Raw genomic sequence first — 17,597 nt, forward strand, 5'->3', positions numbered from 1 at the left:
CTTTAAAAACGATTTTGTTATTATCGAATATGATAGGGGTATCTTAAAAAGAAAGAAGGTACCTTTAGTGCACTATCAAACCTTTTCAGATTTGATGAATGAGGTCAAGGATCTCAATGGTGAAATCACAGGCGAGAATGCAAAAAAACTGGCGGAATTCTATTCCTACTGGGGAAACTATTTAGAACCGACTCCTGCATTTATGGCATTTCTAGCCTATTTGCCAGGAGGGATTGCCAAGGCTCTTTATCAAATCACTTCCAGCCTAGAACATGTTTTTAATAATATGTTCAAGCTCTTTGGGCTTTTCGGATATTTGGGGGATCAGAAGACAGTCATTGGTCAATTTTTCTACTGGTTTCAGATATTAGGAACGTCCTTGTTTACTCTGATTTTGGTTGTGTCGGTCGTCGTAGGAGTCTTTACTAAGCCAGTAAAGTATAAGGGGGTGATTATTAATTTCCTTTTGGTAACTGCAGTAACCTCGGTTTTGCCTTTAGCTTTGACCACCATCTCAACAGCAGTGGCACAGGATGCCATGTCTATCCAGACAGTCTCCAGTGAAGCGCCATCTGGTAGTCAACCAACTTCCTCCTTGGCTCTTCAACCTATGAAAAATAATGTGGTAGACCTAAAAGTCTTAATATACAAAGATTTTTCTACAGAGTTGTTTCCAATGGATGATTATGGCTATATCAAGCCTGTTCAGGAGGGTTCTACCCCTGTCAATAATATCACGGATAATTCTGACCAACGTGATACGGCAGATTTTGCGACCAAGATTGATTTTGGAGCAAACTATGGTACGACAAATCCAAAAATGTTAGATGATATACAGAAAAACGACAAAGTAGCAGGAATTAAAGGATTGTTCCTACATAAGTTAAATTCCAATAATACTGGAGTTGAAAGTATTACAGAACACCGAGTCATTAATCAATTGAGTGCTTTTGAATCCGTTTATATGCGCTATAAAGTCAACTGGATAGGGATGTTCCTCCAGTATATTATCCTTGTTGTTCTATTGGTCAGCATGATCATTAAGCTCGTTAAATCAATCTTTGATATTCTGATTGAAGCAATGATTTCTCCAATTCTTGGATATAGTTCTCTATCAAATTCAAAGAAATATAAAGAGTTGTTAAGAACCATTGGAGGTGCCTTAGCAGGAATCTTCTTTGAGGTTATTATTATGCGTGTAACACTTGAGATTTTCAGAGATTTACCAATCCTTTCTGTTTCAGCAGTATCTAAGCTTTCAGGCGGATTCTTTGATGGGCTGAACATGTGGGAGCAGTGTCTTGCAGCTGCCTTTGTCTATATTGGAGTATTCTTTGCGGCAATGCAAGGAGTGGCCATGATTGAACGCTGGCTTGGAGTTTCAACAGGACATAGCGAAACAGCTCAACAATTGCTTGGTGCTATGATGATGGGCAATGCCTTTGCGGCTGGAGCAGGAGGTGTCTTTAATGGCGGTATGGCGCTTGGTCAATTTGGTATGGATATGGCTAAAAAAACTCCAGATGCCCTGTCTAAAGGCAGTCAGATTCTGGGGAATAGTCTTGCCAGAACTGGAGGTGGTATTCAAGGTGCTTTGAACTCTATAAAAGACCAGGGCTTGATGAATGCGGCCAAAGGTGGTGTAAGTAATATGGTTGATTTAGCAGAATGGAAAGCATTTGAAGCCATGCAAAATACGAAAGGTGCAGTTGGCAATGCTTTAAATAACTTGGATGATAAAGCCGCCTCTGCTCAAAATGCGACCTATAACGCTTTGAAAAACGATGCGGTTCCTGGAATTGATCAATTTGGACCAGTTGACATTCCTGAGCCACCAATCGCTCCAGGAACAACGGATGCACCTATTGTTGATTCAACTCCTTCAGCTGAAGAAATAGGGTCCCCAATTCAAGATTCACCTCATCTAACTGGAGGAACGGAGCCACCAATCCAAAATTCATCTCATCCAACCGGAGGATCAGCATCACCAACTCAAGATTCATCTCATCTAACTGGAGGAATGGAGCCACCAACCCAAGGTTCATCTCCATCAGTTGTAGAATCGACACAAGCACCGAAACAACCAGACTCTTCTCAACAAAAGTTTCAACAGAGCATGAGTCAAATGAATTACATGAACCAACAGATGCAACAAGCAGGACAGCGTATGCAGGGAGGACGTCATATCACAGGTGCTGAAAGTCCTGAAGAGGAGGAATAGGATGAATTATGGATTTAACAGGGAAGAATATTGTTATCACAGGAAGCTTACGTCCTCTAACTAGAGAAGAAGCCATACGATTTTTAGAAAGTAAAGGGGCTGTCGTGCAAAACTATGTGTCTTCTAGGACAGATATATTGGTTGTAGGACACAAGCAGTTGAATCTTTTTGATCCAGATAAAAGTTCTAAGAAGCATGATGCAGCGCTTAGAAGACTATCAGAAGGCCAATTGATTACTTTTCTTTCTGAAGAATCATTCTTTGATTTAGTTAAGAAGTCTCAAGATTGAGGCTTCTTTTATTGTGCAAAAAAGTATATAACTTTTTGTGTAATTACTTCCTGAAAGATAATGGCAAAAATGCTATTGTCCCTTTAAAAGATATTTTCGATTATTCATTATAATGTGAGTGTCAAAACAAATATAAAGGAGAAATTCATGTACGGTGAAAAATACGGTGTACCTAGAGATATCTATGCCAAAATTAAGATTATAGGCCTTCTTATCCTAGATATTGCTTTTGTAGGAATTACTGGAGTAATCGCTTTGAGCGTTGGCTTAAAAATATTTCCTAAAAGCCAGTGGATACAGATGTTCGCATTCATTTTTTTAACACCAGTTCTGAGTTTGTATCTGGTGTTACCAGCTAACGGTGGCAAAAAGAATTGGCACAGCATGTTTCTTTTCTTCAGACGAAGAAGAAAACGTTATATTAGCTTGAATTATATCAGAAGGAGAAAACCATAATGGCGATTAAACAAATTCAACCTCCAAAAAATGAGAAACGTCCGCTGGGACGTATTCAAGAAACAAAGAAACAAACGCAGGAATATTTTGATTTGCATTCTTGCGTTGAGTTGTTGGATGTAAAATCAATCATTCCAAACAGCCAGGCTTATATCCAGTTAGTTGATTATGGCTACTTGCAGCTGATGGAGATACCAGGTAAAGATCTAGGTTCGATGTCTTATAACGAAGTTATGAGAACCATTGAAAATTTTGAAACCTGGTTGACTCGATTTGGACCGAATATCCAAGTGGAGACGACAACTTTGCCAACAAATACAGACACGCAAATTTCTGACTTGCGCCATCATTTGGATTTAGTGCGACAAGATATGTCCAAGTTATCAGTAAACGATAGACGTTTTTTACAACTCAAGGATCGTGAGATTTGGCTTCAAAGCCAAATTAAAGTTGAAGAAAGCATCCGACAAGAAGTCTATAATACAGAGTTTATACTGTGGCTATTTGCACCTACAACAACTGAATTGGACGAATTGGTTCGGAAGGCTAAAACCTATGGAAATAATGATTTTGTTCCACAAAATATCAGCTACAGGAAGAAAATTCAAATTATAAAGCAATACAACAATATGAATGAGAAAGTGTAGGAGGGATAGCATGCCTGATTTATCAAAACGTAGACAAAGACAACTAAAAAATGAAGGATATGACCTTGCTTTTCTTAGCCAGATTCAACCGCAAGGAAATATTGATTTTCAAAAGGATGACCGCTCCTGGATAAGTGGAGATGGGCACCATACGGTCTTACACTATTATGAGTATCCAACTGAAGGGATGGATCGTTTTTGGCTTTCTGAATTGTTGTTGATTCCTGGTACACGTTCCTTCCTGTCACTGTACAAGGAGGATAACAGACAGCTTCAAAAAGAGATTGAGGACTCTATTGAAGAGAAGTCAACACGGATTACAAACAATAGTAAACTAACCAATAATCGGAAAGAACTAGATGAGATTGATAATCTTAATAAACTAAGCCGTGAAATTGATAAGCGAAATATAGCTATGTATGGGATGTATATTCGTGTCTTTGTGTTTGCATCAACAAAAGAAGAATTATTTAAGAGGGTTGAAGAAGTCAAAGACAAAACGTCGAAATTCAAATCCACTATTCTGTCTGGAGAATTAGATTTTGAATACCATGCTCCATTTATTCCAGCCGAATATCAGATTGATTTGCCCAATCATCGAAGAGGGATACCGACTCCAGCTCACTCAATAGCTGGTGGATATTTCTTTAATCATACGAAGCTAGAAGATGAGAAAGGCTTCTATCTTGGATGGACTCCAACGAACGGAGCAGTAAATTTCAATTTTCTAGAACGTGACGAGAAAAGAACACGCTCCTTTATGATCCTATCGGGAAATCCAAAGATGGGACAACGATCTTTTCTTATGAAACACACAGATGGTCTCTATGCGAAGGGTCATTATATTCGTAACTTTGATGCTACTGGCCAGTTTCTTGATCAGACACGAAAACAACATGGATTGATTCTTGATTTATCAGGAGAGGCTAACCGTATCAATATCTTCCAGGTATTTCCAACAGTAACCAATGAAGCAGGAACTGAAATTGATAAGAAGAAATCTTACAACCTTCATATCGAGAAACTGAAGAGTATCTATAAACTCCTGAATAATGAAGTGACAGGAGACGATTTAATTACATTTGGAACTCTCCTGAATGATTTCTATATTGAGGAAGAATTGTGGGCTCGAAATCCTTCGTTGAATCCAGAAAAACTGAAAGCGACGGATATTGTGAAGGAAGAGTATCCTATTCTGTCTGATTTTATTTTGTTTGTTGATGCCTACAAACGTCGGCTGGAACAAACTAGTGCGGATGAAGCCGAACACAAGGCTGTTAAGCGTATTTACAATACGTTTAACGAACTATTGACAACAAACGCAGAAATTTTCGAGGGAACAACCGAATTTCAAGATATCTCTTCAGAGCAAGTTGTGACATTTGACTTCTCAGGTTTGAAGAACGCCCCTCATTTGTTAAATGTTCAAATATTCTCTGTTCTTTCACTTGTCTCGGCTGATATTGTCAATAACGGAAAACGCTGTAAGCAATTACTGAAGAGACGTCCTGACTTAACGGAGATGGATATGCAGCACTATATTGTCAATATTAGTGGGGCACAGACACTCATTGACCCTAAGCATGAAAGTAGTGTCAACCTTCTGGCTGATATGATTGATACAATGGGCGAAAACTTTGCTGGTGTTGTATTGTCTGTTAATTCACTGCGAGGGATTCTGTTTGAGACGGGGATTGGCACTCATAAGGATCCGTACGTAACGGCAGTCCAGAGGATTTTTGGTCTGATGCAATATAGAGTTTTTGCTCAGACGGACGAAACCAGTGTTCCTCTACTAGCTAACGCCTTATCTGGATCAATGAACCAGTCTGAACTAGAGACTTTGCCTCGTCTGAAGAAAGGACAGTTATTCATGAATATTGCAGGGGTAGGAAATCTGGTCTTTAACCAACAGCTGTTAGCCCCTGAAGTTGAGCGCTATGGCGGTATTGAGTAAGAAAGGAAGGTAAACCAGAATGGCCAAAAATAAACTAGGAATGATTGCCAGGACTAAGCAGAGATTTGATCAATACGTATTGATTCGTAAATATCGCATGCAACAAGAAAGAGATTATTTCGCTTCAGAGGGAGAATCTGATCCAAAACGCCTGGAAGCACAAAAAGAACGAGATAAGGAGTTTTTGAACGGTCTCAAGAAGATTGGAATAGGATTTATTGTATTTTTAGTTTTTTATGGAATTTTGCGAACAATATTAGGATTGTGGTAAATAAGCGAGGTATCCATGAAAAAAATATTTAAACTGAAGATTCTCATTCCTTTTGTGGCTCTCCTATTAATTATCAATGTTGGGATAACCATGTTAGTTGGGATAATGGGAGCTGTAACCAATAATGGAAGAAATGATTGTGGTGCCGTAGAAACAACATCTTCAACCAGCGACTCAACAGTTTCTTCAGCTGATGGTTCCATCGATGACTTTGTAAAAAAGCATAAAGAAGCCTATATCCTGTCTTGGAAGGCAGGAGGTTTCCTACCTTCAGCCTCTATCACTCAAACAATGATAGAGAATGGCTTTAATTTTACGAATCCTAATGGTACCTCCTTCTGGAAAGCTCACAATATGGGAGGTGTTAAAACCTCTAGCAAAAGTAATTTTCCAGTTACTCTTGCGACGTATGGTGAAGATAGTGTTGATTTAAGTGGGACAAAGCCTGGAGCGAATGTCGGAGACGGCACAGGAGGAGCTTATACTTGGTTCTCTAGCTACGATGCAGGAATCGTAGGGAAATCTGAGTTTATGGCTCACCAGACACTTTATAAAGGGGCTATAAACAATACAAATGGTATTGCTAGCCTATCTGCTATAGCAGATGGTGGATGGGCCACAGATGGCACTTATAAGAGCAAACTAACTGATATGTACCAAAAACTAGGTACGAAGTATCAGTGGCTTGATAAGGAAGCTATTGCTGCTCATGGTGAGAAACCTTATGAAGGATCCAGTACACAAGACGTCAGTTCTTCAGATAGTGCGGTGTCTTCTTCAGCTGAAAAAAGTGGATGTGGAGAATCAGGTAGCAGTGCCGATGGAACGGGAACTGTGCCTTCAGATGCGACTGCATGGGGGTATAAACCAGAAGACTTACCAGATAGCTTGAAATCATTCATTATTGATCCCAAGAGCTTAGGCATGGATTATGCCAAGTCTATAGGATGGTATAATCCTGGAAGTGACGAGTATGCTGGACAATGTGTGAATCTTACAATCAGCATGGGAAATCAATTATGGGGCCATTCTGGCTCAGTACAGGGAGATGGGAAAGATCAGGCGGCAGCGTGGGCTGCAATATTTGGAAACTCAGTTAAGACTACACCTAAAAAAGGCGCTATTTTTTCTACACAGGTAGGGGGCGGAGGATATGGTCATACTGGTATTGTATGTCATGTTTTCGAGAATGGCTCCATCTTGTTTGTAGAGCAAAATACACCTCTGAGTGGTTGGGATCAGTTCAAAACTCCATATACATGGAATTATCGTATTTGGACTAAATCTCAACAGCAAGAACAGGTAATCTCTTTTGCTTATCCAGATGACAGAGAAGCTAAATTAAGTTCAAATTAAAAGGAGGATATAAGATGATTGATTGGATAAAAGAGAATATGGTTGTATCGATTGTAGCAGGTGTTCTATTGATTTTGGCAGGAATAGGGATTGTGTCGAGTTTCAGACCATCTCAACAAACCAAAATAGAGAAACCAGCTCAGGTGAGTTCTTCGGGAACCTCTCAAAACGGACCGTCTTCCAAAGAGGAAACAGTAGATGAGAAGCATTATCGGACAGCTAAACTAAAACTAGAACGTCCCTATGCAGAGGCAACACTGGAAGATAAAAAGGAAGTGTTAAAAGCCTTTGAAGAAGCAGTAGCAGATATAAAAAAGACGAAGTTTCTGCCAAATGTCAAGGGAACAATCGAGAATCATTTATCTATGACACAGAATGCGATGGTTCAAACCTTTGCGATGGCTCTTCTGACGAATCAGTATGATTTCCAACCTGAACAATTGGAAGTGATGCCAACTGAATCAGATGATGTTATTCAATTTTTGATTGTTCTAACTAAAAACGGAGAAGAGAACAGCTATTTCGTTGGCAATTTCAATACTACGGTTCAACAAATCCAGCTAAAAGCCTATGTTGGTGGAAATATAGGTGGTACATACGGCTAACAAGTTGCACAAAAAGTTATATAACTTTTTGTGCTTTTATATTGACAAGAAAAGTTGCTTTAGGTATAATTAAGTATATAAAAAGTTATATAACAAAATACACAATTATCCAAGGAGGGAATCATGAAGATTCAGACAACGAACTTAGGAAAAGGTGGCGGCGGTAAGACTACAGATACCTTTAATGAAGGGGATTGGTTGGCACGTGTTAAGGGGCTTAGAACACTACTCATTGATGGAGCCTGGGAATGCAATTTGACAAGAACATTTGATGTAAAATGTGAGAAAACCGTCTATGATATATTTACGACTGGAGAGTATGAAATTGTACCAATATCAGAAAACCTTAGTCTGATTTGTGGTGATGAGCGTTTGACGGATGAGCAGTTAGATCTTGCTAGTCGAAACAACAAATATCTTCAGTTGTTTATGTGGTTTAGCGAACATTACGAAGAGTTAGAAGCACAATTTGATGTCATTCTGATTGATACGCACAATGACGAGAGCCTAGTTACGGCTAATTTTATAGCTGTGTCAGATATTGTCTTGGCTGTTTCTGATGCCTCTCTTAATGGTTTTCGTGCCTGGTTATCTTTGAAAAATTTTGTAGACTTCATTAAGAGCGAAGCTATCGAAGTTATTACTAAGAAAAGCTATGTTAAAGCAGAACCTTATCTTATTGGAAATAAGATTAAGTACGTTGGAAACAATGTAACAGACACCTGTAAACAATTTTTAGAAGTTGTTGAAGAAGATCAGGCTTACCTGGGATCTATCCAGGAGAAAGAGCTCATGGCCAAGAGTCTTGTGATCAGTCAGAGTGTCTTTGAGCAGCATGAAGAGATGACAGCTAACCAAAAAGAGACACATCAAAAGTTTTATGATAATATAAACTACGTATATGAAAATATTTTGAGTGTGTTAGAAGGAGAGGTAGCATGACAGAGAATCGATTCGCACAAGTAAAACAAACATTCCAAAGTACACCAAAGAGAGAAAAGATTCCTTCGTCTAGGAAACAAAATCAGGAGGCTAGAAAGTCTCCTGAAAGCTACAATAAAAAGCAACGTTTCCCTTTCTCTCTGCATCATAATGTTCGATATGATATGTTAGATGCTTTAGTAGAGTTTCACGGTGAAAAATCAGCTTCATCTTATCTTGAGAATCTGATTATAAGAGAATGGGAAAAGATGGAGCGAAAGAAAAAATAGAGTTCCATAAGAAAGGAAATATAGCAATGAAATACTTATCAGATCTATCAGATATTCCAGAGTTTTCTTCAGCAGCAACAGATTCAGGACAATTCTTGATTCCTCGTCCAATAATAGACAATCCACAGTTTAATGATCTGAAGAGTAGTGGAATCTTTCTCTATATGCTTTTATTAAATCGTTTAAGAGGAGCGGTTGACTTTGAATTAAAAGGATATGATGAAAATGGAAATACTTTTGTATGTTACCGTGTAGAGGAGCTAATGGAGGCTCTTCAATCAGGTGAAAGCAAAGTAATTTCTTTGAAAAAGAAGCTAAAGAATCATGGTTTAATTGAAGAAGTCCGCCAAGGATCTAATCTACCCAATAGAATTTATCTAACAGATGAGATTTTAAATTATTACTGATGAAGTAGGAGGAATCTACAATGATTTTCATTGATATTAAAAGACTTGTTCAGCTATTCTTTATTTTTATCGGAGCTATAGCAGTCTATGTATTTTATAAGACGTTTGGTCTTAGTATGGTGTTTATAATTGTTTTAGGGTTGGCCGTTTTGAAATTCGCTCCAGCTTTCCTTCCAGTTGTATTATTACTGTATTTGGGACTTCACTTTACAGGTGGTTTTAGCTTTATTGCAGATGGAATTGTGACGGTTTTATGGAGTATTATTTTGATTCCTATGGGGATAGCAACTATTGAAATGAGCAAATCCTATTTTAGTAAGAAAGAGAAACCCTGGTATGACAAGTAAGAGTTTATCTGAAAAGATAGGCTCTTTTTTTGTCAGAACAAAGGATTATTTGAACATTCAGGTCAAAATTTATTAAAATAAGCGTAATTTTAATAAGGGAGGATTCTGAATGGCTTTCTTTGATGAGAGAGAACTAAAAAATCAATTGCTGTTTCAAAATGCAAAAGAATTTTATAACTTTGTTTCTAGGTATGATGAGGAGATGATCCCAGTCATGAAAGCAAAGGGCTATACCTGTATTCATTCAATGGAACGAACCGTCGCTTTTACATTTGGAGAGTTTACTTTTAGAAGAAGACGTTGGAAAAAGGGAGATCATTGGGTTATTCCAGTAGATGAAAAATTAGGACTTCAGAAGAATGTCCGCTTCTCCTGGGAATTTATGTATCAGGTGGCTAAATTATCTACTTTAATGCCCTATGATAAAGTAACTCAGGTGATCCAATTGACTTATCACATCTCTATCACAAAGCCAATTGTAGTAAAAGCTGTAAAAATTTGCGAGAAGTTATTGGAGGAGAGAGAAGGCTATCGATATTATGAAGAGAATAAAGAAGTTCGCAAAAGAAAAGCCCAGGTTATTTATATTGAGGGTGATGGTGTGATGGTTAAAGCACGTGACACACAGAAGGATAATAAACATTACGATTTATCCCATTTTGTAGTTCATACAGGAAGCCAGAAAGTTGGCAGCAATCGATTTGAACTCCAGGACAAAAAGGAATTTATTGGCCTTGACAATCGCTTAGTGAGGGAGCAGGTGATCGATTATCTGTTCAATAATTACGAAATTACGAATCAGACTTTATTGATTACGAACTCTGATGGAGGTCATGGATATACACCCTATGTTTTCAAAGAGATTGCGAAGGTTCTGCGAATTAAACGCCACGAACATTTCTGGGATGAGTATCATGTAAATAAGGAGTTGAAGAATTATCTAAAATTTTACTCTGAGGATCTATTAGAGAGAGCTTTCCAGGCGATTAAGCAACATGATAAGCAGTTAATGAGAACTGTCCTAGATACGACCGAAAGTTATATCGAGACAGAAGAAGAACAAGAGTTATTTGAGAAGTTCAAGAGTAAAATATTGAGAAATTTCCAATATACCAAGCCAGCCGAACAGAGGGGATTCAGTCATGCAGGAATCGGGATAATGGAGAGTCAGCATCGTAAGGTCACTTATAGAATGAAAAAAAGAGGAATGTATTGGACTCTTGCTGGAGCTGAAACGATGAGTCGAATTATTGTTTTGAATTATGAGGATTCCTTGAGAGAATTATTCTTCGGCACCTGGAGAGAAGATTATGAAAAATTTATTTCTTTGGAGGAAGTTTCTGCTTATACCATTAAAAAGAGAATGAGTAAAACGGATAAAGAAAATACATCTAGATATCAATGTTACCCTGATAGCAAAAGATTATCTTACTTCCGAAAACAATAGAAGTACATAACAAAGTATATAAAAAGTTATATAACAATAACCTTTGTAAAATAAGGTCTTTTTGTGCTACAATCAAACATAAAATGCTTGCACGGTATGTAAAAATGTGTTATAATCTACTTAAATTAATCGAATAAAAAAAGACGAAAAGTGCGCTAACACTTCTCGCCTTACCGAGTAAGAACTCGTCCTTCTTACTCAGTCTTTAATTAATGATACCTGATAAGTGTATCAATGTCAAGACTGAGCAAGAAATTTGTTCAGTCTTTTTTTAAAACTCGGTGATGTTCTCCTAAAAAATGTATGAATTTAGGCGTTCTAAAAAATTCTACCGCATACGGCCTTTATAGCGGTAAAACTTTTTAGAGTGCGCCCAGGCCGTCGAGGAACCATGATTAATACCTTCGTGAATGCCAATACCATTTTTATTGGTTTGCCTTTAAACATAGCTCTGTTTGGAAATCAAGCTCTTCCCTACTTCTTGGTGTATTATATTACAAACACGGTATCTACTTGGACATTAGGTGTCTATCTAATGACCTCGGATAGCAAAGAAGGGGCTTCAAAGCAAGCTCAAAAATTCAATTGGAAGAAGCTCTTCCCAGCACCTTTATTGGGATTTCTCGTAGCCCTCGTATTTTTAGTGCTCCGTCTTCCTGTCCCAAGTTTTGCGGAAAGTACCTTGACTTATATTGGTAGTTTAACAACGCCATTATCTCTTGTTTATATCGGTATTGTTCTTGCTAAGGCCGGCTTGAATACGATTACTTTTGATAAAGATACAATTGTCACTTTAGTTGGACGCTTTATCCTAGCTCCTCTGATCATGCTTCTTGTATTGAAGTTCTTTGCCCCAAATATGGCAACAGCAGAATTTAAGACCTTTATGATTCAGTCTGCTACACCAGCTCTAGCAGTTCTTCCAATCCTTGCCAATCAAGGAAAAGGGGATGTTGAGTTTTCAACGAATGTGGTGACTCTAAGTACGGTTCTATTTATCGTTGTTATTCCAATATTACAAACTTTGTTAGGATAAGAAGGAAGAGGATAGGATTGAAAGTTCTGCGTTAAGAAATTCCCCTATTTAAAAAATATTGATTCAAATTTTATGAAATGAATAAGTGGTTTTAGTTCTGAAAAGCCTTGATATTACGCTATTTTTAGTCCAAATGAAACTCATACTTTCCAAACCAGGTCTTAAGAAAGCTTGTAAAGCATCACAATTTAGTAAACGTTAATTCGAGAGAATTACTATACTTACAAAGAGCACCTTTTGGGGTGTTCTTTTTTATATTTCCATACTAAATTGGTGCAATTGACACAGTTGTTGCGACTTTAGTCGAATACAGTCAGTTGCCTCAAAACGTTAATTAACACGATACTATCAACGTTTTGAAACACTTAAGAGTTCACCTCATAGGTGCTTCTCTGTCTAACTTAATTTTATAAATTAGGAAATAAAAAAGTGGTATAATAGTCATAGATAAAGAACTGCAAAAATGAGAAATATGTAGAAGAAAATTATTAACATGAAAAGTATCCTCAAAACCTACCCAGTTGTCAGCACTTTAACTTTCATTTGTTTATTTTTAGGAATTCTCACTTCTATTTATGGGAATGCTATGTACGACCTATTGGCCTTTCATTCAAAACCAGTGTATTATTGGCAGTATATGAGTGGAACCTTGATGCATGGAAGTAAAGGAGCCCCCCTCTGGTTTTTATGGGTACATCTGTTTTTAAATGGGCTCATGATTCTACCTTTTGGCGGACTGCTGGAAAGGAAAAGAGGCTCCAAACATGTCTTGGTTATTTTTGTTACTGCGACAGTCGTCTCTTCTATCGCCTTTCACTTGTTAACACTGGGGCAAAAAATTCAGGCGACTGGGATTTCTGCGGTTGGTTATGCTTTTATAACTGGAGGAGTCATGCTCCTATTAAATATATGGAAAGAATTTTCATGCACCGTAAAACTGTTTTATCTTTTCTTAATCCTTCTATCTAGCCTGATGCTTTTACCAATGATCACCGGATGGATTTCTACCTTCTTGCATCTTTCGGGGATTGCTAGTTACCTTTTGCTTTTATCCTCAGCCACTGCCTTAAGGAAAATGCTTAAGGCATCCGTTGATTCATCATGATATTAAGATTTACAGACATTCAAGAATTTTCTCTTGGATGTCTTTTTTATTCAAAATAGATAAGTGTTACTGCTTAAACTTGATTTTCCCAGTGGACAATCGTTCGCTTTTTTTATATAATAAAACTAAACCGAATTGGTTGAGTGTTGAAAGTGTAAGCTCAACCGTCGATTTGTCTTTCTAAGGGATATAATGTCCATTAAAGCGTCACACTAGGAGGTGAATCATGTATCAACCAGAAAAACTCAAGGCTCGGAGAAAAGAGTTAAAATTGACACAGAAGGAAATTGCAGACCAGTTGGGGATTAGTTTTCAGGCTTATTCAGCCTGGGAACGTGGCATTAAGGAGCCTTCTAAAGAGAAGGTTGCTCAGCTAGAGAAGATTTTAAAAGTCGCAAAAGGGTATTTCACCCAAATCGAAATTGTCCGTCTTTACGATAGTCTTTCCAAGCAAGGAAAGGAAAAGGTTGTTCTCTATGCTCGCAACCTAGCTCAAGAGGAACAAGCCCAGAAGGTTACGGCTATGCCAGAGCGTCTCTACGAGTACCGTGTCTATGAACGCATGTCAGCAGGGATCGGGGCTTCGGTTTATGATGATCGAAACTTTGATACGGTTTATTTCAATGAAGAACTGGCTCATGATTTTGCTTCATGGGTGGCTGGGGACTCCATGGAACCTAAATATCAAAATGGCTCCGTGGCTCTGATTCGGGAAACAGGATTTGATTATGATGGGGCTGTTTATGCAGTGGTTTGCAATAACCAGACCTATATCAAACGGGTTTATCGTGAGGAAGATGGCTTGCGTCTGGTCTCTATCAATCCTAAATACAAGGATATTTTCATCTCCTATGAGGAGGATCCTCGGATTGTGGGGATTATCGTTGGGAATTTTGTACCAATGGAGGGCTAGCTTATGGGCTACTTTGATTATTCCAGAGAGCCCAAAAGTGATATTGCCTTTGTCGATATGAAATCCTTTTATGCCAGTGTCGAGTGTGTGAAAAGGGGATTGCATCCGCTGAAGACCTCACTTTGTGTCATGAGTCGCGCGGATAATTTTACTGGCCTGATCCTAGCCTCCTCTCCCATGTTTAAGAAGATTTTTGGCAAGTCAAATGTTGGTCGGGCCTATGATCTGCCCTTTGATATCAAGACCCGCAAATTTTCCTATTATAATGCCAGAAAGCAAGGGTTACCTACCGACTCGGACTATGTGCGCTATATTGAAGATTGGGCCCAAGTCACCTTGATTGTGCCACCTCGGATGGACGAGTATATCGCAGTCAATATGGAAATCCAGCGAATCTTTCAAAATTATGGCAGTCCAGATGATATTTATCCTTACTCTATCGATGAGGGCTTTATTGATCTGACTAGTTCGCTTAATTATTTTGTCCCAGACAGGCAGATTTCTCGCAAAGACAAGCTGGATATGCTTTCCGCTCGTATCCAGAGGGATATTTGGAGGCAGACAGGGATCTACTCTACGGTGGGTATGTCCAATGCCAATCCCTTACTAGCCAAGTTGGCTCTGGATAATGAGGCTAAGCACACTCCGACCATGAGGGCCAACTGGTCTTATCAAGACGTGGAAGAGAAGGTCTGGGCTATTCCCAAGATGACGGATTTTTGGGGGATTGGCAGGCGGATGGAGAAACGCTTGCATACTCTAGGGATTTTTTCTATCAAGGAATTGGCAACCAGCAATCCAGACCAGCTAAAGAAAGCTCTCGGTCAGGCTGGCCTGCGTTTGTGGTTTCATGCTAACGGGATTGATGAGAGCAATGTTCATAAGCCCTATAAAGCCAAGTCTCAAGGTTTGGGAAATTCTCAAATCTTGCCGAGAGACTACGTGAAGTTACGGGATATCGAAATTATTCTCCGAGAAATGGCAGAGCAGGTGGCTATTAGACTGAGAAGAGCGGGCAAGAAAACAACCCTTGTCTCTATCTATGTTGGTTTCTCTAAACAGGAGGTCAGGCCGTCTATTCACACACAAATGAAGGTCGAACCTACCAATAATACCGCTATCTTAACGGATTATGTTTTGAAGCTATTTCATAACAAATACACTTCTGGAGCGGTCAGAAGTGTCGGAGTCAACTATTCAGGATTTGTGGACGAGTCCTTTAGTCTGCTCTCTCTCTTTGATGATGTTGACAAGTTAGAAAAAGAAGAAAGGCTCCAGACGGCTATTGACTCCATTCGGGAACAATTTGGTTTCACTTCTCTCTTAAAGGCCAATGCACTGGAAGAAGCCTCTAGGAGTCTTGCCAGAAGCAAGCTGATTGGGGGGCATTCTGCTGGAGGATTAGATGGATTACAATGATTGATCGTTCTTATTTACCTTTTCAATCTGCGCGAGACTATCAAGATCCAGGTATGCAGAAGTGGATGGGCTTTTTCCTCTCAGAGCATACCAGCTCGCTTGGTGAAGAAAAAAATCGTGTTGATTTTTCGACGAATTTGGATTCAGTCGAGAAACTACTCTTGCTTTCTCAGCTTTATGTTGGGCAACTGAAGGGATGCTTTGTGGTCAAGGAAAAGAAACAGAAAACCACTATCATTGGTGAAGTGAAAGAGTTGTCCTCTAAAACCTTATCTATTAGAACAAACGAGGGATATAGGTTGATAGAGGTTGCAGATGTTTTAGAAATTCAACTGTTGGAGGAGGAGATTGATGATTAGAAAAGAGCTACATGAAAAAAACTGCAGATGGACCTTGAACTCAACTAGCTTTGAAGATACGAGCAGAAGAGCGATTTCCATCGCAAGAGATAGTCATATAAGAAAAAAACTTTATAGTTTTTTCTGACAATTTCCTTGAAATCGCAGTTGAATTTGAAAACACTTATCCTCAATGTTCATCTTATTTATAGATGTATACCAGAACATCCATGTGAATTTATGGATGTTTTTTTGCTTTCCATTGATAAAAAAGAGAAGACCAGATGGTCTTCTCCACGGGGGAACTGAAATAATGGGAAAGAATTAATCAAAGATTTTGATTAGTCTTTGAAATTCTTTTTGAAGATGAGGAGAGACAAGATAGAAGTAATGGCTGCCAAGAAGAGGAAGGCAGTTGCTTCTTGTTCCCCAGTTTCTGGGAGTTGTCTTTTCTTATCTTCTTTTACTGTAGTTGCAACAGGAGCTTTTTCATCTTTTACTGGTGAATTGTCTGTTACGACTGGAGTAGGTTTTTCAGTCTCTCTTGGTAGAACGTATTCAGGAAGAGTCACAACTGGTGGAGCCTCTGTTCCAACTGAGCTTTGTTTACTACCTACCTCAATCACTCGATCTTGAGCCGGAGTCGATTCTGTTTGGAGAACTTTGCGCTTGTCACCGTCCACTTCAACATACTCGACTAGCAGACCGTTTTTACCTTCTGATAGGATTTGCTCTTTTCCTTTATCTAGTAGGGTATTTTCGCGATGGATAGTCTTGAACGGTACGACCTTATTGACAATTTCCAAACTTGGAAGTGTAAAGACAAGGTTCTTAACTCCTTCTTCAGGAGATGAAGAAGTAATCGGTTTTTCCGGTTGAGCTGGTTTCTCCGGTTGAGCTGGTTTTTCCGGTTGAGCTGGTTTTTCAGGCTCAGCTGGTTTTTCAGGCTCAGCTGGTTTCTCCGGTTGAGCTGGTTTTTCCGGTTGAGCTGGTTTTTCCGGTTGAACTGGTTTCTCAGGCTCGGCTGGTTTCTCCGGTTCAGCTGGTTTCTCAGGCTCAGCTGGTTTCTCAGGCTCAGCTGGTTTCTCCGGTTCAGCTGGTTTTTCAGGCTCAGCTGGTTTTTCAGGCTCAGCTGGTTTTTCCGGTTCAGCTGGTTTTTCCGGTTCAGCTGGTTTCTCCGGTTGAGCTGGTTTTTCAGGCTCAGTCGGTTTTTCAGGTTCAGCTGGTTTTTCCGGTTGAGCTGGTTTTTCCGGTTGAGCTGGTTTTTCCGGTTGAACTGGTTTCTCAGGCTCGGCTGGTTTCTCAGGTTCAGCCGGTTTTTCCGGTTCAGCCGGTTTCTCCGGTTCAGCTGGTTTCTCAGGCTCAGCTGGTTTCTCAGGCTCAGCTGGTTTTTCCGGTTCAGCCGGTTTTTCCGGTTCAGCCGGTTTTTCCGGTTGAGCTGGTTTTTCCGGTTGAGCTGGTTTCTCAGGTTCAGCCGGTTTTTCCGGTTGAGCTGGTTTTTCCGGTTGAGCTGGTTTCTCAGGTTCAGCCGGTTTTTCCGGTTGAGCTGGTTTTTCCGGTTGAGCTGGTTT

18 protein-coding genes and 1 pseudogene are annotated in these 17,597 nt (G+C 39.2%); 18 read left to right on the forward strand and 1 reads right to left on the reverse strand.

What is annotated here, in order from left to right; all coding sequences use genetic code 11:
- Positions 1-67: 67 nt before the first annotated feature.
- The 18 genes and pseudogenes from HF881_RS05870 (at position 68) to HF881_RS05960 (ending at position 16,047) form a co-directional block, all read left to right on the forward strand.
- The gene (locus HF881_RS05870) at positions 68-2,221 is read left to right on the forward strand and encodes a pLS20_p028 family conjugation system transmembrane protein (RefSeq protein WP_044021374.1); all 2,154 of its coding nucleotides are present in this window, start codon (positions 68-70) and stop codon (positions 2,219-2,221) included.
- An 8-nt stretch (positions 2,222-2,229) separates the two neighbouring features.
- Complete coding sequence (locus tag HF881_RS05875) at positions 2,230-2,511, forward strand: BRCT domain-containing protein (protein ID WP_006151897.1); 282 nt, start codon at positions 2,230-2,232, stop codon at positions 2,509-2,511.
- A 147-nt stretch (positions 2,512-2,658) separates the two neighbouring features.
- Positions 2,659-2,967 (forward strand): DUF5592 family protein, encoded by a 309-nt coding sequence (locus HF881_RS05880; RefSeq protein ID WP_000274176.1) that lies wholly within the window; start codon positions 2,659-2,661, stop codon positions 2,965-2,967.
- A complete protein-coding gene (locus tag HF881_RS05885) occupies positions 2,967-3,614 on the forward strand; it encodes a hypothetical protein (protein ID WP_044021373.1) in 648 nt (215 codons plus the stop codon). The genes HF881_RS05880 and HF881_RS05885 overlap by 1 nt, the downstream gene beginning before the upstream one ends.
- A 10-nt stretch (positions 3,615-3,624) precedes the next feature.
- On the forward strand, positions 3,625-5,571 hold the full coding sequence (locus HF881_RS05890) for a virulence factor (RefSeq protein WP_169446791.1): 1,947 nt from the start codon (positions 3,625-3,627) through the stop codon (positions 5,569-5,571).
- Between the two features lie 19 nt (positions 5,572-5,590).
- Positions 5,591-5,842, forward strand: a complete 252-nt coding sequence (locus tag HF881_RS05895; protein ID WP_001107251.1) for a hypothetical protein — start codon at positions 5,591-5,593, stop codon at positions 5,840-5,842.
- Between the two features lie 15 nt (positions 5,843-5,857).
- On the forward strand, positions 5,858-7,198 hold the full coding sequence (locus tag HF881_RS05900) for a CHAP domain-containing protein (protein WP_169446792.1): 1,341 nt from the start codon (positions 5,858-5,860) through the stop codon (positions 7,196-7,198).
- Between the two features lie 14 nt (positions 7,199-7,212).
- Positions 7,213-7,803, forward strand: coding sequence for a hypothetical protein (locus HF881_RS05905; RefSeq protein WP_169446793.1), 591 nt, complete (start codon positions 7,213-7,215; stop codon positions 7,801-7,803).
- A gap of 123 nt (positions 7,804-7,926) precedes the next feature.
- Positions 7,927-8,745 carry an AAA family ATPase gene (locus tag HF881_RS05910; protein WP_044021366.1) on the forward strand — a complete coding sequence of 273 codons (819 nt, stop codon included), beginning with the start codon at positions 7,927-7,929 and terminating at the stop codon, positions 8,743-8,745.
- Positions 8,742-9,014, forward strand: a complete 273-nt coding sequence (locus tag HF881_RS05915) for a hypothetical protein (RefSeq protein WP_049510582.1) — start codon at positions 8,742-8,744, stop codon at positions 9,012-9,014. Before HF881_RS05910 ends, HF881_RS05915 begins: the two co-directional genes overlap by 4 nt.
- Before the next feature lie 26 nt (positions 9,015-9,040).
- Entirely contained in the window at positions 9,041-9,421 is a 381-nt protein-coding gene (locus HF881_RS05920; protein WP_049510624.1) for a replication initiator protein A, read from the forward strand.
- A 20-nt stretch (positions 9,422-9,441) separates the two neighbouring features.
- Positions 9,442-9,768, forward strand: coding sequence for a hypothetical protein (locus tag HF881_RS05925; RefSeq protein WP_049510581.1), 327 nt, complete (start codon positions 9,442-9,444; stop codon positions 9,766-9,768).
- A 109-nt stretch (positions 9,769-9,877) separates the two neighbouring features.
- The gene (locus HF881_RS05930) at positions 9,878-11,215 is read left to right on the forward strand and encodes an ISLre2 family transposase (protein ID WP_169446794.1); all 1,338 of its coding nucleotides are present in this window, start codon (positions 9,878-9,880) and stop codon (positions 11,213-11,215) included.
- A 340-nt stretch (positions 11,216-11,555) separates the two neighbouring features.
- A pseudogene (locus HF881_RS05935) lies at positions 11,556-12,251 on the forward strand (AEC family transporter); the annotation flags it as partial.
- Between the two features lie 493 nt (positions 12,252-12,744).
- Positions 12,745-13,356 carry a rhomboid family intramembrane serine protease gene (locus tag HF881_RS05945; protein ID WP_084925547.1) on the forward strand — a complete coding sequence of 204 codons (612 nt, stop codon included), beginning with the start codon at positions 12,745-12,747 and terminating at the stop codon, positions 13,354-13,356.
- A gap of 226 nt (positions 13,357-13,582) precedes the next feature.
- Complete coding sequence (locus tag HF881_RS05950) at positions 13,583-14,269, forward strand: XRE family transcriptional regulator (RefSeq protein WP_169446795.1); 687 nt, start codon at positions 13,583-13,585, stop codon at positions 14,267-14,269.
- Positions 14,270-14,272: 3 nt separating this feature from the next.
- Positions 14,273-15,688: a Y-family DNA polymerase gene (locus HF881_RS05955; protein WP_084925551.1), complete on the forward strand. Its 1,416-nt coding sequence runs from the start codon at positions 14,273-14,275 to the stop codon at positions 15,686-15,688.
- Positions 15,685-16,047, forward strand: coding sequence for a hypothetical protein (locus HF881_RS05960; protein WP_084925553.1), 363 nt, complete (start codon positions 15,685-15,687; stop codon positions 16,045-16,047). The genes HF881_RS05955 and HF881_RS05960 overlap by 4 nt, the downstream gene beginning before the upstream one ends.
- Positions 16,048-16,367: 320 nt before the next feature.
- On the opposite strand, the gene HF881_RS05965 is transcribed toward HF881_RS05960, so the two are convergent.
- Positions 16,368-17,597, reverse strand: a 1,230-nt coding sequence (locus tag HF881_RS05965) for an LPXTG cell wall anchor domain-containing protein (RefSeq protein ID WP_169446796.1), incomplete at its 5' end; no start/stop codon positions are given.

It is taken from the genome of Streptococcus sp. WB01_FAA12, assembly GCF_012843315.1.
Classification (GTDB): domain Bacteria; phylum Bacillota; class Bacilli; order Lactobacillales; family Streptococcaceae; genus Streptococcus.

Coding starts and splice junctions, on each gene's coding strand:
- HF881_RS05875 (WP_006151897.1), top strand. CDS start 2,230: ATGGATTTAACAGGGAAGAATATTGTTATCACAGGAAGCTTACGTCCT.
- HF881_RS05880 (WP_000274176.1), top strand. CDS start 2,659: ATGTACGGTGAAAAATACGGTGTACCTAGAGATATCTATGCCAAAATT.
- HF881_RS05885 (WP_044021373.1), top strand. CDS start 2,967: ATGGCGATTAAACAAATTCAACCTCCAAAAAATGAGAAACGTCCGCTG.
- HF881_RS05890 (WP_169446791.1), top strand. CDS start 3,625: ATGCCTGATTTATCAAAACGTAGACAAAGACAACTAAAAAATGAAGGA.
- HF881_RS05895 (WP_001107251.1), top strand. CDS start 5,591: ATGGCCAAAAATAAACTAGGAATGATTGCCAGGACTAAGCAGAGATTT.
- HF881_RS05900 (WP_169446792.1), top strand. CDS start 5,858: ATGAAAAAAATATTTAAACTGAAGATTCTCATTCCTTTTGTGGCTCTC.
- HF881_RS05905 (WP_169446793.1), top strand. CDS start 7,213: ATGATTGATTGGATAAAAGAGAATATGGTTGTATCGATTGTAGCAGGT.
- HF881_RS05910 (WP_044021366.1), top strand. CDS start 7,927: ATGAAGATTCAGACAACGAACTTAGGAAAAGGTGGCGGCGGTAAGACT.
- HF881_RS05915 (WP_049510582.1), top strand. CDS start 8,742: ATGACAGAGAATCGATTCGCACAAGTAAAACAAACATTCCAAAGTACA.
- HF881_RS05920 (WP_049510624.1), top strand. CDS start 9,041: ATGAAATACTTATCAGATCTATCAGATATTCCAGAGTTTTCTTCAGCA.
- HF881_RS05925 (WP_049510581.1), top strand. CDS start 9,442: ATGATTTTCATTGATATTAAAAGACTTGTTCAGCTATTCTTTATTTTT.
- HF881_RS05930 (WP_169446794.1), top strand. CDS start 9,878: ATGGCTTTCTTTGATGAGAGAGAACTAAAAAATCAATTGCTGTTTCAA.
- HF881_RS05945 (WP_084925547.1), top strand. CDS start 12,745: ATGAAAAGTATCCTCAAAACCTACCCAGTTGTCAGCACTTTAACTTTC.
- HF881_RS05950 (WP_169446795.1), top strand. CDS start 13,583: ATGTATCAACCAGAAAAACTCAAGGCTCGGAGAAAAGAGTTAAAATTG.
- HF881_RS05955 (WP_084925551.1), top strand. CDS start 14,273: ATGGGCTACTTTGATTATTCCAGAGAGCCCAAAAGTGATATTGCCTTT.
- HF881_RS05960 (WP_084925553.1), top strand. CDS start 15,685: ATGATTGATCGTTCTTATTTACCTTTTCAATCTGCGCGAGACTATCAA.